Annotated in this window: 17 protein-coding genes; 8 read left to right on the top strand and 9 right to left on the bottom strand. The window is 60.8% G+C overall.

Annotation, left to right across the window (positions count from 1 at the left end):
• Positions 1–10 precede the first annotated feature (10 nt).
• From WA411_RS04510 to WA411_RS04475, 8 genes are all read right to left on the bottom strand, one after another.
• Positions 11–820 (bottom strand): thiazole synthase, encoded by an 810-nt coding sequence (locus WA411_RS04510; RefSeq protein ID WP_069182068.1) that lies wholly within the window; start codon positions 818–820, stop codon positions 11–13.
• Between the two features lie 72 nt (positions 821–892).
• Positions 893–1093 carry a sulfur carrier protein ThiS gene (gene thiS / locus WA411_RS04505; RefSeq protein ID WP_069182069.1) on the bottom strand — a complete coding sequence of 67 codons (201 nt, stop codon included), beginning with the start codon at positions 1091–1093 and terminating at the stop codon, positions 893–895.
• A 25-nt stretch (positions 1094–1118) separates the two neighbouring features.
• A complete protein-coding gene (locus tag WA411_RS04500; protein ID WP_291905788.1) occupies positions 1119–1445 on the bottom strand; it encodes a DUF423 domain-containing protein in 327 nt (108 codons plus the stop codon).
• A gap of 73 nt (positions 1446–1518) precedes the next feature.
• Complete coding sequence (locus WA411_RS04495) at positions 1519–2319, bottom strand: symmetrical bis(5'-nucleosyl)-tetraphosphatase (RefSeq protein ID WP_291904413.1); 801 nt, start codon at positions 2317–2319, stop codon at positions 1519–1521.
• On the bottom strand, positions 2312–3142 hold the full coding sequence (gene rsmA / locus WA411_RS04490) for a 16S rRNA (adenine(1518)-N(6)/adenine(1519)-N(6))-dimethyltransferase RsmA (protein ID WP_291904415.1): 831 nt from the start codon (positions 3140–3142) through the stop codon (positions 2312–2314). Before rsmA ends, WA411_RS04495 begins: the two co-directional genes overlap by 8 nt.
• Positions 3139–4149: a 4-hydroxythreonine-4-phosphate dehydrogenase PdxA gene (gene pdxA / locus WA411_RS04485; protein WP_291904417.1), complete on the bottom strand. Its 1011-nt coding sequence runs from the start codon at positions 4147–4149 to the stop codon at positions 3139–3141. Before pdxA ends, rsmA begins: the two co-directional genes overlap by 4 nt.
• A complete protein-coding gene (locus WA411_RS04480) occupies positions 4149–5489 on the bottom strand; it encodes a peptidylprolyl isomerase (protein ID WP_209399797.1) in 1341 nt (446 codons plus the stop codon). Before WA411_RS04480 ends, pdxA begins: the two co-directional genes overlap by 1 nt.
• A gap of 64 nt (positions 5490–5553) precedes the next feature.
• Positions 5554–7875, bottom strand: coding sequence for an LPS-assembly protein LptD (locus tag WA411_RS04475; RefSeq protein ID WP_291905790.1), 2322 nt, complete (start codon positions 7873–7875; stop codon positions 5554–5556).
• A 244-nt stretch (positions 7876–8119) separates the two neighbouring features.
• Here WA411_RS04475 and WA411_RS04470 point away from each other — a divergent pair, with 244 nt between their 5' ends.
• Genes WA411_RS04470 through WA411_RS04460 form a run of 3 tightly spaced genes read left to right on the top strand, consistent with a single transcriptional unit; the run spans position 8120 to position 10612 of the window.
• Entirely contained in the window at positions 8120–9178 is a 1059-nt protein-coding gene (locus WA411_RS04470; RefSeq protein WP_291904419.1) for an aminoglycoside phosphotransferase family protein, read from the top strand.
• Positions 9175–9873, top strand: a complete 699-nt coding sequence (gene murU / locus WA411_RS04465) for an N-acetylmuramate alpha-1-phosphate uridylyltransferase MurU (protein WP_291904420.1) — start codon at positions 9175–9177, stop codon at positions 9871–9873. Before WA411_RS04470 ends, murU begins: the two co-directional genes overlap by 4 nt.
• Complete coding sequence (locus WA411_RS04460; protein WP_153633978.1) at positions 9860–10612, top strand: DnaJ domain-containing protein; 753 nt, start codon at positions 9860–9862, stop codon at positions 10610–10612. The genes murU and WA411_RS04460 overlap by 14 nt, the downstream gene beginning before the upstream one ends.
• Before the next feature lie 7 nt (positions 10613–10619).
• Here the strand turns inward: WA411_RS04460 and WA411_RS04455 are convergent, their stop codons facing one another.
• Complete coding sequence (locus WA411_RS04455; protein WP_291904424.1) at positions 10620–11573, bottom strand: DUF3530 family protein; 954 nt, start codon at positions 11571–11573, stop codon at positions 10620–10622.
• A gap of 117 nt (positions 11574–11690) precedes the next feature.
• Between WA411_RS04455 and rpe the strand changes: the two genes are divergently transcribed.
• The 5 genes from rpe (at position 11691) to trpD (ending at position 16421) form a co-directional block, all read left to right on the top strand.
• Positions 11691–12377, top strand: a complete 687-nt coding sequence (gene rpe, locus WA411_RS04450) for a ribulose-phosphate 3-epimerase (protein WP_153633980.1) — start codon at positions 11691–11693, stop codon at positions 12375–12377.
• Complete coding sequence (locus WA411_RS04445) at positions 12374–13063, top strand: phosphoglycolate phosphatase (RefSeq protein WP_069182080.1); 690 nt, start codon at positions 12374–12376, stop codon at positions 13061–13063. The genes rpe and WA411_RS04445 overlap by 4 nt, the downstream gene beginning before the upstream one ends.
• A gap of 232 nt (positions 13064–13295) precedes the next feature.
• Positions 13296–14783 carry an anthranilate synthase component I gene (gene trpE, locus WA411_RS04440; RefSeq protein ID WP_291904428.1) on the top strand — a complete coding sequence of 496 codons (1488 nt, stop codon included), beginning with the start codon at positions 13296–13298 and terminating at the stop codon, positions 14781–14783.
• 16 nt (positions 14784–14799) lie between these two features.
• Positions 14800–15381, top strand: a complete 582-nt coding sequence (locus WA411_RS04435; RefSeq protein ID WP_136630036.1) for an aminodeoxychorismate/anthranilate synthase component II — start codon at positions 14800–14802, stop codon at positions 15379–15381.
• Between the two features lie 11 nt (positions 15382–15392).
• Positions 15393–16421 carry an anthranilate phosphoribosyltransferase gene (trpD, locus tag WA411_RS04430; RefSeq protein WP_291904432.1) on the top strand — a complete coding sequence of 343 codons (1029 nt, stop codon included), beginning with the start codon at positions 15393–15395 and terminating at the stop codon, positions 16419–16421.
• Positions 16422–16528 lie beyond the last annotated feature (107 nt).

Here is a 16528-nt window from a genome sequence, read left to right as displayed (position 1 = left end):
GTGCCCGAGATCAGAAGAAGGTGCCATCAATGGGCGAGGACGCACTGGCATAGAGTTTCTTCGGCATCCGGCCTGCCAGGTAGGCTTCCCGGCCAGCCTCGATGGCGAGGCGCATGGCATTGGCCATCTTGATCGGGTCTTTGGCCTGGGCGATGGCGGTATTCATCAATACGCCGTCGCAACCCAGCTCCATGGCGATGGTGGCATCTGAGGCAGTGCCGACGCCGGCGTCGACCAGTACGGGTACCTTCGCGTTTTCAACGATCAACCGGATGTTGTACCGGTTCTGGATACCCAGCCCGGAACCGATGGGCGCACCCAGCGGCATGATAGCCACACAGCCCATATCTTCCAGGCGCTTGGCCAGCAGCGGGTCGTCCGAGCAGTAGACCATCACCTTGAAGCCATCCTTGATCAGCTCCTCAGCGGCCACCAGCGTTTCGGTCATGTTCGGGTAGAGGGTCTTCTCCTCGCCGAGGACTTCCAGTTTCACCAGATCATGGCCATCGAGGAGTTCCCGGGCCAGCTTACAGGTGCGCACGGCATCCTTGGCGGTGTAGCAACCGGCGGTGTTCGGCAAAATGGTGTAGTGATCCGGGGAAACTACGTCCAGCAGGTTCGGCTCATCCGGATTCTGGCCGAGATTGGTGCGGCGAACTGCAACGGTAACAATTTCTGCACCGCTCGACTCGATGGCATGACCGGTTTCCATCATGTCACGGTATTTGCCGGTGCCAACGAGCAGACGGGACTGGTAAACCCGCCCGGCAATTTCTAGCGGTCTGTCTTCTGGAAGCTGGATTTCGGATGTCTCTGTCATAAAGTTCCTGAATAATTTGAATACGGGAGGATGGAAACCGCTGTGGTTGCCGGGCCGGGCGGACCGGCCAGTTTAACCGCCGCCAATCGCGTGAACGACTTCCACACGGTCGCCATCGCTCAGGGTAAATTCCGGGTGTTGGCTGCGTGGCACGATGTCCTCGTTTACCTCGACCGCCAGCCGCTTGCCCGCGAGAGCCATCTTTTCAATCAGCGTGGCAACGGTTGCGCCTTTCGGCAGCTCCATTGCATCGCCATTTACCTGAACCTGCATCGTGACTCTTGCACCTCTGTATTCATCACTTGTTCCGGCGGAGACCGGAGGTTATTAACAGCGCCCAGCCCAACATGAAAAACATGCCGCCCAGAGGCGTAATCGGGCCGATCCAGCGGATGTCCGTAAGCACCAACAGGTAAAGACTGCCGCTGAACAGCAGAATCCCGGCGAGGAAAAATCCAGCCGACCAACCAAGCCATTTCCGGGGAAGCCCCTGCCCGCTGAGCAAAGCCAACAGAACCAGCGCAATGGAATGATACATCTGGTATGTGACGGCGGTCTGGAAAACTTCAAGCCCCCGGTCACTGACCAGGCCGCGCAGGCCGTGGGCGCCGAAGGCGCCTGCCATTACCGCCAGAAGCGCCAGGAAAGCTCCCGCGACCAGAGGCCATACGAGGACCCGCCGGGGTTGATGTACGGACTCAGCAGTCACAGTGGATCTTTTCTCCGGTATCCAGATTCATCATGGTCAAGGCACCGCCCCAGACACAGCCGGTATCCAGTCCGATAAACCGGTCGCTGCCGGTTTTTCCTTCCAGGGCTGCCCAGTGGCCAAACACCACTCGGACATCGTCATTGCGCGGGAAATAAAACCACGGCTCGAAGCCCTCCGGGGCGCTGTCAACGGTTTCCTTGGCCGCCAGCTCCAGGGTGCCGTCCTCCGCAATGAAGCGCATGCGGGTAAAATAGTTGGTAATAACACGCCAGCGATCCATACCCTGCAACCTATCGTCCCAGCGCTCGGGTTGGTTGCCGTACATATGGGTGAAGTATTCCTCGGCGGCATCGCCCCGGATCACAGCTTCCACTTCCCGGGCGCAGTCCATGGCCTGACTGACCGACCAGACATGGGGCAAACCGGCGTGGGTCATCACCAGATTCCGGGCCGCATCGTGAACACAGAGTTTCTGTTGCCTTAGCCAATAAACAAGCCGGTCGTGATCGGGCGCGTCGAGGATATCCGACAGGGTGTCTTTGCGACGGGTCTGGTGGCCGCCCATCGACACCGCAAGCAGATGCAAATCGTGGTTGCCAAGCACCACAACCGCAGAATCCCCGAGGCTCTCGATATACCTGAGAGTTGCCAGTGAGGACGGGCCACGGTTGATCAGGTCGCCGGCCACCCACAAACGGTCTCGGGAGGGGGAGAAATCCACCTTGTCCAGGACGTCTCTCAGGCGTTCGTAACAGCCCTGAATATCGCCAATGGCGTAATCAGTCATCACTTACCTCGTTTGCGGGGCTGGCGGCCCCCTTCTCTTCGAAAAGCAGATCCGCGATGGCCACGTAATCGGCCAACCCCAGATTCTCCGGGCGCAGACCGTCATTGATTCCCAGGCTCTGGAGCTGTTCAACCGAGACCATACCGCCCAGGGCCTTGCGCAGGGTTTTACGGCGCGCGTTAAAGGCCGTGCGAACCACTGCCTGGAGCGTCGCCAGATCCTTCGCGGGATGGGGCAATGTTTTATGAGGCACCAGCCGGACGATGGCAGAATCCACTTTCGGCGCCGGGTGGAACGCGCCGGGTCCCACCTCGAACAGCGGCTGCACCCTGCAAAAATACTGGGTCATGATACCAAGGCGACCGTAATTGTTGTCGCCGGGCACCGCGGCCATCCTCTGAACCACTTCTTTTTGCAGCATGAAGTGCATGTCCTGCACCACGCCGGCCTGGGACAGCAGGTGGAAAATCAGGGGCGTGGATATATTGTACGGCAGGTTACCGATGATCCGCAGGGGACGATCCACCATGAGCTGGCTGAAATCGAACTTGAGCGCGTCCGCTTCGTGAATCCGGAACTCGGGATAGTTGAAGAACTTGGTGCGCAGCACCGGAATCAGGTCGCGATCCAGCTCCACTACCTGCAGCCTTGGATTCACGGCCAGTATCTCTTCGGTCAGCGCGCCCAGACCGGGACCAATTTCCACGATGGCGTCATCGGGTTTCGGATTGATCGCGCGGATGATCCGCTCGATGGTCCCTGGATCATGGAGGAAATTCTGGCCAAACCGTTTTCTGGCCTGGTGGCCGGCTTTGTTGCTCACGAACGGGTCTCTTCAATTGCAGATTTACGACAACGAGCCATTTGCTCGCCCACCTTCAAGGCCGTATGCAGGCTGCCGGCATCAGCCCGGCCGGTGCCAGCGAGATCCAGGGCCGTGCCATGGTCCACCGAGGTTCGGACAATGGGCAGGCCCAGGGTAATGTTTACGGCGCGCCCGAAGCCCTGAAACTTCAGTACCGGCAGTCCCTGATCATGGTACATGGCCAGAACCGCGTCGGCCTGGTCCAGCCAGTGCGGCGTGAAGAGGGTGTCGGCCGGCAGCGGTCCGGTCAGCGAAAGGCCTTCCGCGCGCAGACTCTCCAGAGTGGGCTCAATGGTGTCGATCTCTTCCCTGCCAAGGTGGCCGCCTTCCCCGGCGTGGGGGTTCAGGCCGGCCACCAGAATTCGGGGCCGCGCAATGCCAAAGAACTTTTTCAGATCGGTATCGAGAATCCGAGTCACCTGAGTCAGGCGGTCGGGGGTAATGGCGGCGGAAACATCCTTGAGCGGTAAGTGGGTGGTTACCAGCGCAACGCGCAGCTCTTCGGTCGCCAGCATCATAACCACTCGCTCCACGCCGCAGAGCTCCTGCAGGAATTCGGTGTGGCCGCTGAACAAAATGCCGGCATCATTGATCACGCCTTTGTGGACAGGCGCCGTTACCATGCCATCAAACTCGCCATCCAGGCAGCCATTGGCGGCAACCTCCAGCGTCCTGACCACATAGGCACTGCTGCCGGTATCCAGCGAGCCTGGCTGGTCATTGGCGCAACCTTCCACGTGCAGCACCGACAGCAGGCCCGCCTTCATTTCCGGCGCCTCTCCGGGCTGCCAGGGACGCAGTTCAACCGCCAGATTCATTTGCTTCGCGCGGGCCTCCAGCAGCGGCCTACTGGCAACCACCACGACACCACAGGTTCTGGACTCCAGCGCCAGCTGGAGGCACAACTCCGGACCAATTCCCGCAGGCTCGCCGGCGGTGAGCGCCAGAACCACAGGATTACTCATCAGGAGACCGGCTCTTGTTCTGCAGGTTCGTCCTTCGCGTACTCGCCCTTGAACTCGATAAAGGCCTCGTCGCGGATCTCCTGAAGCCAGTTTTGCAATTCGGTCTCGAACTTGCGCCGGTAGATGGCCTGGCGCGCCTCGGCGTCGCGCACATCACCGCTGATATCTTTCTGACGGCGCTCCTGAACCTGCAGGATGTGCCAGCCAAACTGGGAGCGGAACGGCCCTTGGAACTCACCGATATCGGCATTCAGCATGGCCTGCTCGAACGCGGGCACCATCTGACCGGGACTCACCCAGCCCAGATTGCCGCCATCGGAACCGGACACCGGGTCATCCGAATACTCCTTGGCCAGGGCACTGAAGCTGGCACCGTTCTGCAGTTGCTGATACAGATCCCGGATCATGGTTTCCGCCTGGCTGTCGGTGGTTGCTTCGGAAGGCCGCACCAGAATATGGCGAACGCGATGCTGCCGGATCAATTGCTGCTGCTCGCCCCCGCGTTTATCCATGACCATCACCAGGTGGAAGCCGCTGTTGTTTTCAAGAACTTCCGACGGTTGACCCACCGGCAGCTCCGGCACCACCGGGGCAACGAGAGACGGCAGCTGGCCTTCGGCACGCCAGCCCATATCGCCGCCTTCCAGGGCATTACTGGCATCGGACTCGGCAACAGCCACCTCGCGAAAATCACGGCCGCTGGCAATCTCATTGCGCAGACGCTGGGCCTTTTCCCGGGCCGCATCGACCTCCGCCTCGTCGGACGGATCATCAACGCTGACAAAAATATACGCCAGCCGGTACTGGGCGTTATTGCCACCACGGGCCTCCAGGCTCTCCAGATAGTTTTCCACTTCCCTGTCGGTTACCCGTACCCGGTTGCCAACCTGGCGCTGCTGAACGCGGCTGGTCAGCATCTCCCTTCGAATCTGCTCGCGGGCCTGGTTGTAGCTCACGCCTTCGGCGGCCAGCTGGTTTTCAAACTGGGCCAGGCTCATGCCGTTGCGCTCGGCAATGTTGGCCATGGTTTCGTTCAGCTCGTTATCGCTGATACGCATACCTGCGCGATCCGCCATCTGCATCTGGATGGATTCGGTGATCAGTTGATCAAGCACCCGCTCTTCCAGGATCTGCCGCGGCGGCAACGCCGTGCCCTGGGCGCTGAGACGACTGGTGATGGTACTGATTCGCGCTTCCAGCTCGGTCTGCAGGATGACATCCTCGTCGACAATGGCCACCACCTGATCCAGCAGCTTGCGCTCGGCCTGAACAGACAGCGGAGCCAGAACGGCAAGAAGAACCAGTAACGCTTGTACACCATGGCGAAGGGTCGCCTTCATAATCACCTCTGCAAATAGAATTTGAGCTTTTCTGGCGTTTTGGGGGCCTTAGTCCGGGATCCACTCAGGGAGTTCCAAAACGACGACGCTCCCTTTCATCGAAACCGTAAATGGCCTCGGAAATACTCGATGAAGCCCCATCACTGCCACCAAGGCCCTTCAGCTGGATCTGGAACAGTATACGGCTATCGAGCTCCCGGTCGTCGGTCAGATAGTTCTGGTGAACAACCTGAACACTCCAGCAGCAGTTATTGTATTCCAGTCCGGCCAGGGATCCGACGGTCCGGTCAAGGTCGGAATCATAGACCCAGCGGCCGATCAGACTAACACGGTCCGATACTGGGAAAACCGCCGCAATGTCCGACTGTTCCAGTTCGTCCCGGCTGTAGGTGTGCCCCACACTGGCCAGGTAGCGATAATCACTGGAGTGAAAGAGCAACTGACTCCGGCCTTCCTCCGTGTTACCCGTATCCGGATCCCACAGCCCGGAAGAACGGATCTCGAGGGTATCCAGCGGGTTTAGCACCACCTCGCCCGCCAGGGGAGAACGACTCCGGGTACCGGCACCCTCACCAAACAGGGTCACCTCCCGATCCTCAAAATACTGAACCTGGCCAATACTGAACCGGGCGCGCTCGGCGCCGGTAAGCAGATCATTGAAACCGCTGGTCAGGGCAACGGTCAACTGATTGGCATCACCGACGCGGTCACCGCCGGTGAAACGGTCCGGACGAAACAACTGCTCGAAACGAAAGGTCTGGAGGTCGGTGTCGAAATCCGGGATGTCGTTCTGGTCCGGATCGGCATCGGCCCAGGCGTAATAGAGGCGGGGCTCAAGGGTCTGGTTATAGGGCACATCGAACAGGCTGCTCTGCCGGTCGAAATACAACCCGTTATCCCATTCGGCAACTGGCACGGTGCGATCGAAGGCGCCATCGCCCAGGGTGTAGTCACCCAGATCGTAGCGAGTGTAATCCAGGCTCACCGAGGGCCGGCTGAATCCCCACAAGGCCCGCATCGGCAACGCCAGCTCCGGTCGCGCCCGGAAGCGCTGGCCGTTGGCACGATCGAGACCGGTCAGGGCCTCGTTATCCCGATAGAAGACCGTGTACTGGCTTTCCACACTGGCTTCCACAACACCGGCATCGGTCTGCCCCGCATAGATAATTTCAGGCAGCTGGGCATAGGGCTTGTCAACGTCGGCGATGCGGTCGCTGATGGTCTGGTAGTCATTGAGGTAGGCGTCAAAGTACTGCTGGTCGCTCCGGAAAGTCACCCCGCCCTTTCTCTGCAGGTGGGTGGCCTGGTTGATCTCCAGGCTGCGGTTGAGGTCGCTGAGATAGTCCTCGTCGCTTACCACGGAAAAATCCCCGTAGCCTCGCCAGCCACCGCCAAAGGCAGCCCGGGTAGTGGCATCCAGGGCCCAGCGCTCTCCGGACTCCCCGGGATTCTCCTCCTCGAACGCCGAATCATTGCCGATATATCCAAGCTGCAGGGTGGTTTCCCCGAGCGAACTGAGGTGCCGACCTTCAACTTCGTTGAACAGACCCCGGCCATGAATGTACTGGGGCGTCAGGGTTGCATCGTAGTGGGGTGCCAGATTGAAGTAGTAGGGAACAGCGATGAAAGCGCCACTGCCAGCACTGGAGGAGCCGAACTGAGGGTACAGGAAGCCGGATTTGCGGCGATCATCAATGGGGAAGCTGGCCCAGGGCCAGTAAAAAACCGGTACATCCAGGACTTCCAGCCGAACATGCTTGGCAGTGCCAAACCCCTCCGCCCGATCCAGGCGAATGTCCGAGGCGACGATGGCCCAGTCATTCTGTCTGGGGCCGCAGGTGGTGAGCAAACCATCTTGAATGACCACCTGCTCCTCGCTGATACGCGACAGGCTGCCGGCATTGCCACGCATTTCCGGCCCATGCAGCAGAAAGGTCGCCGTATTGATGTCTAGGCGACCGGTTTCCACATCATAATTAGCGTCCTCACCAGTCAGTAAAAAGCCTTCACCTCGACTGACCAGTGGCCCCTGGACCGAGACGGCGCCGCGCTCCTGACTGTAACGGGCTTCCGAACCGGTCACCTGGAAGCCGCCCTGGCGAATCCGGACGTCGCCCTGGAGAAACAGCTCGCGATCGATCTCATACCGCGCATTCAGGCCACTGGCTTCCAGCGGTTGTTCGGCATCGCTGCCATTGGCAAACGCACCGCCAACTCCGTCGGCACCACCAGAAGGCAAGTAGCCCCCTTCGCAGAACAAAGGCAGCGAAGACCGAACCTCATCTGGCAGTTCCGCCCTGGGGCGCCAGTCAATTTCCGCCGCCGACGGCGCTGCCTGGGCATAACCTGCGGAACTTCCACCCCCCAGAAACGCGGCCAGCAGCAAATGGCCATACCGGCTCTGCCACCGGCTTTGCGGTGATTGCAGTGGGCGTTCGGGACATGGCACGGTGGCTGGATCCTGTTCCGGGTGAATTGGAGGACGGGCGATAATAACCGCCGACTAGTTTACACGTGCCCTCCGGGGTTGTTAACGGAAACTCCGCTGCAAAACCGATTTACCCTCTTTATACTCCTCTGCTAACTTTCGCTGTCAGCGACAACTTATTTTCAGGATCGCAACCCGAGTTATGGATACCCGCCTGCAGTTGCTGACCAACTGGGTCAGACAGTTCCCCGGCTTCGAACAGAGCGAAGCCGAACCGGTCTCCGGCGATGCCAGTTTTCGCCGCTATTTTCGGGTCTGGCAGCACGCCGGTCAGGCGAAGACCAACGGTGGCGATGTTCCGTTTATTGTTATGGATGCGCCCCCGGAACACGAAGACTGCGAACCCTTCGTGGCCATCGCACGGCACTGGCATCAGCAGGGCATTGCCGTGCCCGAAATCGTCCAGGCTGATCTGGAACAGGGCTTCCTGTTGCTGGAGGATTTTGGCGACCGGCTGATGCTTGGCCAACTGAACGAGAAGTCTGCAGACCGGCTGTACCGGAATGCCCTTGAGGAACTCACTCTCATTGCCCGCCAGCCCTCTCCCGAGGCGTACCCACTGCCTCCCTACGACGCCACCCTCCTGGAGCGAGAGATGGCGCTGTTTCCGGACTGGCTACTGGAACAGCATCTGGGCATGCAGCTGGAAAACAGTGAGCGGGCGCTGCTGGACACCACGTTTTCCATGCTTCGGGAAAGTGCGCTGGCGCAACCGGAAGTAACGGTTCACCGGGACTACCATTCCCGCAACCTGCTGGTCCGCCCCAACGAACCGCGCCCCGGCGTCATCGATTTCCAGGATGCCGTCACCGGTCCGGTCACCTACGACGTCGTGTCCCTGCTGAAAGATTGCTACATCCAGTGGCCGGAGGCACGGATCTGCGACTGGCTGGAGGTGTTTCGACAGGGCAGCCGGGACGCAGGACTGCATCGGGCCGATCCGGAAACCTTCCGTCAGTGGTTTGAACTGATGGGCATGCAGCGCCACCTGAAGGCCGCCGGGATTTTCGCCCGGCTGTCGATCCGCGATGGCAAACACGGTTACCTCAATGACATTCCGCGCACCGTGCAGTACCTGATCGTTGCCAGCAGCCGGCAGCCGGCCCTGCGCCATTTCCACGAATGGCTCAGCGATACGGTTATGCCGCGCATCGAGGTGAGCATTGGCCCGGCCCCCGGCCAGGAGCATTCGCACCAGTGAAAGCCATGATCCTCGCCGCCGGCAAAGGTGAACGCATGCGGCCGCTGACCCTGGCCACACCAAAGCCCCTGCTCAAGGCCGCCGGCAAGCCTCTGATCAGCTATCACCTGGACCACCTGCGGCGAGCGGGATTCCGCGAGGTGGTCATCAACCACGCCTGGCTAGGCGACCAGATTGAGGAAACGCTGGGCAATGGCGATCAGTTCGGCCTGTCAATTCAATACTCCCGCGAGGGCGAGCCCCTGGAGACCGCCGGCGGCATAGTGCGCGCCCTGCCCCTGCTGGCCGATGATGAAACCGACTGGTTCCTGGTGATCAATGGCGACATCTGGAGCGATTTCGACCTGGCCCAACTGATCCCGCCGGCCGACGCCGACGCGCTGCTGGTGGTTACCCACAATCCGCCACACCATCCCGAGGGAGACTTTCATCTGACGGATCAGGGATTGCTCATGGACGACGGGCCGGACAAGTTGACCTTCACCGGCATCAGCCTGTTGCGCCGGTGCCTGTTCGACGGCCTGACAGATCGGGCGGGAAAGCTAGGGCCGGTGCTTCGCAATGCCATGAGCGATGGCCGTGTGAGAGGCCTTTACCATCCGGGAAAATGGGTAGACGTGGGCACCCCGGAACGCCTGCAAGCGCTGGACAGCCAACTGGGCAGAACGGAATCCGAAAGCCATGGCAGGCAGTAACAGACAACCGGTGTTGCCGGCCCGGATGGAAGCCGAGTTTTCCAGCCTGATGCGGGAACTCTCGGCGTGCGGCCACCAGGCTCCAGCGCTGATCGAACGCGCCCGCCTGCCCCGCTGGTGCAGACGCCCCCTGTTTTTCTTTCTGGGTTACATCGCCAAATCAGAGGGTCGTGTGACCGAAGCCGACATCGGCTATGCCGAATCCCTGATAAAGGCCATGAAGCTGTCCAAGCGTCAACGACGGCGCGCCATTGGCTGGTTCCAGGACGGCAAGTCAGCCGGGCAACTGCCCTTCATCCGCGGCCTGGCCATGCGCCTGTCCCGCCGTCTGTGGCCAGCACCGGCCCTGAAAACTGCCATCTGCCTGTGCCACGCCAGTCAGCTTAACGGCCGGCCCGGTAAGCCCAGACGCTACCGGTGCGAGGATGCCATTGATCAGATTGGTCTGCCGGTCAGCGTCACCGAGGACATCTTTGACAGCTATGCCAGCAAAGTCTGGACCCGGCACAGTGAGAATCTCTCCAGACCTACCAGTTATCAGCAAGCCTGCGAGATTCTAGGGGTTACCCGACGGGATTCTCTGGAGGTGATAAAACGGGCCTACCGCAAGAAGGTATCCGAGTGCCATCCGGACAAACTGGCCCAGCAGCAGATAAGCGCCCGTGACCAGAACCTCGCCAAAGAACGTCTGCTCTACTATCAGCAGGCCTGGGAGCTGATCAAGCGTCACAACACCTAGGCCACGCCTAGCGGGACTCAAGCCAGGCGGCAACGCGGCTGGCGACCGTATCGCCCAGAGTTCCGGGTGCGGGTGTGAGCCAGGGCACCGGCTGTCGCTCAAAGCCACTCATCCCGGCCCGACGCAACCTCATGCCAACACTCCAACCTGATCGATCATCAACGTCTCCGGAGGGATACAGCTCCAGCAATTCCGTGCCCAGCGACTCGAGACGTTCCGGCAGATCTGGCCTGTCGACCGGGTAAAACTGCGGAGCCACCCAGACAAGCGCAGAAGCATTGCCACCCTCCAACACCTGGTTGGTCACGTGTATGCTGGCCCGCCCGACTCCCAGAACAGCCGGTGCCTCATAGCCCCGCTCCACCAGAAGAGCCAGTCCGGCCGCGAGCATCTGGTTGATTCGATTTCTGTAGCGCGCCTCGAGATCGTCGGCGCTCTCTGAGGCCATAACGTCAATCATGACCGATTCCGATGCTTGCTGCTCCTCTGCATCCGCTTCAGCCGCCGGTTTCTCTGACACCGGCCGCATCAGGATCTCACTCAGTACCGGCGAAGGCGATTCCAGGCCCAGCGTGAGCACGGCCCATCCCCTCGAAGCCAGCCCCGCCGCCAGCGCTCCGGTCACCCCGGAGGCGGCGGTTTCGCCCTCGTCCGACAGAACCAGCACGGCACCACGGGCCGGCAGCCGGGCTTCCGGATAGAACAGCCCCAGCGCCCGGTCCCCCTCCTCAAGTTCCAGCCATACCGCCGCCTCGGGAAAGCTCTGGTTCAGGGAGCGCTCCCCGGTGCCCGTCCAGACCAGGGCCCGGCTTGCAGAATCGGTAGCCGGCGCCGCCGAATCTCCAGGCTCGGCGGCCTGATCACCCTCTTCCTGGCCGAAGACAGCCGAGGGCACGGCAAACATCAGGGCCAGGATGACAGACCGGAACACGACCGGCCGGTAAAACTCGAATCTCTGCACAGATACTGATCCTTTGACTGCGAAAAAACGCGACTGAGCTGTTAGACTAGCAGCCATCCTGAATGTGCGGCAGGGACCGCTGACCACGCCATTATCCATTGTTGTGAGAGAGCCGTCATGAACCCTTACCTGATTGCCCCATCCATCCTGTCCGCCGATTTTGCCCGCCTTGGCGAGGAAGTCGACAACGTGCTGGCCGCTGGCGCAGATGTCGTGCACTTCGATGTCATGGACAATCACTACGTGCCCAATCTCACCATTGGCCCCATGGTCTGCGAGGCCCTGCGCAAGCATGGCGTGACCGCCCCCATCGATGTCCACCTGATGGTATCGCCGGTGGACGACCTGATCCGTATGTTTATCGACGCCGGCGCCAGTTACATTACCTTTCATCCGGAAGCGACCAACCACATTGACCGATCACTGCAACTGATCCGCGATGGTGGCTGCCAGGCCGGCCTGGTGTTCAACCCGGCCACGCCCCTGCACTACATGGATCATGTGATGGACAAGCTGGACATGGTACTGCTGATGTCCGTGAACCCCGGTTTCGGCGGCCAGAAGTTTATACCGGGCACCCTCGACAAGCTCCGGGAAGCCCGCAAACGCATCGATGCCAGCAACTACAACATCCGCCTGGAAATCGACGGCGGCGTGAAGACCGAGAACATTCGGGAAATCGCCGAGGCCGGTGCCGACACCTTCGTGGCCGGTTCCGCCATCTTCAATACGGACGACTACAAGGCCACCATCGACGCCATGCGCGAAGAGCTGGAGCAGGCCCGCAGGGTGATCAGCCAATGAGCCTGGCGGGTTTGTTCAACGCCCGCTGGCCAGGGGTTGCCCTGTTCGATCTGGACGGCACCCTGGTGGACAGCGCGCCGGATCTTGCGGCAGCGATTGATCAGATGCTCGAGCATCTTGGCCGCTCCCCCGCCGGGATTGACCGGGTGCGGAATTGGGTCGGCAACGGCGCCAGCGTGCTTGTGCGCCGGGCCCTGGCAGGCCAGGTGGACTGGGAACCGGCGCGGCCGAAAGACGATGCCCTGTTCAACGATGCCCTGGCAATCTTCTATCACGCCTATGGCACCATCAATGGCCGGCATTCGGTGGTATATGCCGGCGTCGAGGCCTGTCTCACACATCTGAAAAACCAGGGCTGCCGGCTGGGCATTGTCACGAACAAGCCGGAACAGTTTGTGGCGCCGCTGCTTGAACAGATGGGGCTGGACCACTGGTTTGATCTGACCGTGGGTGGTGACACCCTGCCGGTCAAGAAACCGGACCCGACGCCCCTGCTTCATGCCATGGAGACGCTGGGGGGAACCCGGGGAACCACGGTAATGGTGGGCGACTCCGGGGCGGATATTAACGCCGCACTGGCAGCGGGCATTCCCTGCGTGGCGGTCCGCTACGGCTACAATTATGGGCCAGCCGTAGATACCCTGGGCGCGGATGCGGTTGTTGATTCGCTGGCCGAGCTTTTGTAATCTCACAAGGAACTTACATTGAGCACTTCTTTACGGGAGATTCCTGCCGTGCAGGGACTGAATCTGACTGCAGCGCGAGGCATCCTGACAACCCGCGCAACACGATGGTGGCGATGGCGCACCGGCTGAGCAAGCCCGGCGGCCGACCGGCTCCTGCCCGTCGAGCCCGCAGCACCTGATGGAAGCACTGGCTTCCGTCCACAATGCAGATCAGATTTCAGGAAACCGTACCATGACACCCGAGCAATTCTCCGAGCTCGCCAACGCCGGCTTTAACCGCATCCCTGTGTACCGCGAGGTTCTGGCCGACCTCGATACGCCTCTGAGCACCTACCTCAAGCTCGCCAGCGGGCCGTATTCCTATCTGTTCGAGTCCGTTCAGGGCGGCGAGAAATGGGGCCGTTATTCCATCATCGGCCTGCCCAGTCATGAAGTGCTAAAGGTTTTTGACCACCGGGTGGAGATCAGCCGCGGCGGCGAGATCGTCGAAACCGAAGAAGTCGAAGACCCTCTGGCGTTTGTCGAGGCCTACCAGAAGCGCTTCCACGCGCCCGACCTGGACGAACTACCCAGGTTCAACGGTGGCCTGGTGGGCTACTTCGGCTACGACACCGTGCGCTACATCGAAAAGCGCCTGCGCCAAAGTTGTCCACCGGACATGATCGGCACGCCGGACATTCTGCTAATGGTGTCCAACGAGATCGTGGTGTTCGACAACCTGCGTGGCAAACTGCACCTGATTGTCCATGCTGACCCGGCCGTTGAGGGCGCCTTCGAGAAGGCACACAGCCGCATTGATGAGTTGGAGAAGCACCTGCATCGGCAAACCGCCGACGCGCCGCGCACGCCTCAACACCTTCGCGGCAAAGCCGTGGACGAGAGCGACTTCGTCTCCGGCTTTACCCAGGACAAATTCGAAGCGGCCGTGGACAAGATCAAGGGCTACGTGCTCGACGGCGATGTCATGCAGACGGTGATTTCCCAGCGCATGTCGATTCCCTTCGAAGCACCGCCGCTCAACCTGTACCGCTCACTTCGGGTGCTGAACCCGTCACCGTACATGTACTTCCTGGATCTGGAGGACTTCCACATCGTTGGCTCCTCCCCGGAAATCCTGGCCCGGGTGGAGGACGAGGAAGTCACCGTTCGCCCCATCGCCGGTACCCGCAAGCGCGGCGCCACCGATGCCGAGGACAAGGCCCTGGAAGCGGAACTGCTTGCCGACCCGAAAGAGATTGCCGAGCACCTGATGCTGATCGACCTGGGCCGCAACGACGCCGGCCGGGTATCGGAAACCGGCACGGTCCGGCTCACCGATAAAATGATTGTCGAGCGCTACTCTCACGTGATGCACATTGTTTCGAACGTCACCGGCCGGCTGAAAGACAACACCAGCTGCCTGGACGTGCTTCGGGCCACCCTGCCCGCCGGCACCCTGAGTGGCGCGCCCAAGATCCGGGCCATGGAAATCATCGATGAACTGGAGCCGGTGAAGCGTGGGGTCTACGGTGGCGCCGTGGGCTATCTGTCGTTCAACGGCAACATGGACACGGCTATCGCCATCCGTACCGCCGTAATCAAGGACAACACCCTGCACATCCAGGCCGGCGCCGGCGTGGTGGCCGATTCGGTGCCCCGCCTCGAGTGGAAGGAAACCATGAACAAGGGCCGCGCCATTTTCCGGGCAGTGGCCATGACTTACAACGATTTCGACCACTGAGGCGGAGGAACGGATTATGTTGCTGATGATCGATAACTACGATTCCTTCACCTACAACGTGGTGCAGTATCTGGCCGAGTTGGGCGCCGATGTGCAGGTGTACCGGAACGATGAAATTACCATAGAACAGATCGAGGAACTGAACCCGGAACGGCTGGTGATTTCCCCTGGCCCCTGTACTCCGAACGAGGCCGGCATCTCCATGGAGGCCATCCGGCATTTCGCCGGCAAGCTGCCGATCCTGGGCATTTGCCTGGGCCACCAGGCTATCGGCCAGGTCTACGGCGGTGACGTTATCCGGGCCGGCCGGGTCATGCACGGGAAGGTGTCCCCGGTCTTCCACAAGGACACCGGCGTATTTCGGGGCTTGAGCAACCCGCTGCAGGCCACCCGCTACCACAGCCTGGTCATCGACAAGACCACCCTGCCGGACTGCCTGGAAGTGACCGCCTGGACCCGCAACGACGACGGCTCCATCGAGGAAATCATGGGGGTTCGCCACAAGACACTGCCGATTGAAGGGGTGCAGTTCCATCCGGAGTCTATTATGACGGAACAGGGGCACGAACTGCTGCGCAACTTTCTGAGATCACAATAAGAGGCCGACACATGGACATGAAAGAAGCTCTCAACCGCATTGCCTCCAACCTGGACCTGTCCCGGGAGGAAATGAAGGACGTGATGCGCATCGTCATGAAGGGCGAGGCCACCGACGCCCAGATTGGCGCGTTTCTCATGGGGTTGCGCCTGAAGAGCGAAACCATTGATGAAATCACTGGCGCCACCGAGGTGATGCGCGAGCTGGCCACCGGAGTAACGGTGAAGGCTGAGCCTCTGGTGGACATCGTCGGCACCGGCGGCGACGGCGCCAACCTGTTCAACGTGTCTTCCGCCGCCTCGTTTGTGGTAGCCGCTGCCGGCGGCTTTGTGGCCAAGCATGGTAACCGGGCGGTCTCGTCCAAGAGCGGCAGTGCCGACTTGCTGGAGAAGCTGGGTATCAACCTGAGCATGAAACCGGAAGAGGTGGCCCGCTGTGTCGAGGAAATCGGTGTCGGCTTCATGTTCGCTCCGGCTCACCACGGCGCCATGAAACACGCCATCGGCCCCCGCAAAGAGTTGGGTTGCCGGACCATTTTCAACATCCTGGGACCCATGACCAACCCGGCGGGCGTCAAGCGCCAACTGGTGGGCGTGTTCAACCGGGAACTCTGCCGCCCCATGGCGGAGGTGCTGCATCGCCTTGGGGCCGAGCACATCATGGTGGTTTGCTCCAAAGACGGCCTGGATGAGATCAGCCTGGCCAGCGCCACCCACGTGGCGGAACTGAAAGACGGCAAGGTCACCGAATACGACATCACCCCGGAGGATCTTGGCATCAAGAGCCAGGCTCTGGTGGGCCTGACCGTGGACACCGCCGACGATTCCTTAAAGCTGATCAAGGCAGCTTTCGGTCGTGGCCACGATGAAATGGCCGAGAAAGCCCGGGACCTGATTGCCCTGAACGCCGGCGCAGCCATCTACGTCGCTGGTTTGGCCAAGACGCCGAAAGAAGGTGTCGATATGGCCCTGGACGCCATGGGCTCTGGCCTCGCTGCCGGCAAGATGTCGGAGCTGGCTGATTTTTCTCAGTGCTTTTGATCCTGGTCTGCTGACTTCGCAGCCGGACGAGCCGGAGCGGAGGGAGCTTCCAAAACACGCCCGTGAATACGTCCATGTAGGGCTTGGCTGCAGCCATCCATGGCTGC

Origin of the sequence: Marinobacter sp. CH_CUG1437-1 (assembly GCF_037029655.1) — a bacterium.
Classification (GTDB): Bacteria; Pseudomonadota; Gammaproteobacteria; order Pseudomonadales; family Oleiphilaceae; genus Marinobacter; species Marinobacter salsuginis.
Note: the sequence above shows the minus strand (reverse complement) of the source record. Positions and strands in the feature narration are given on the sequence as shown.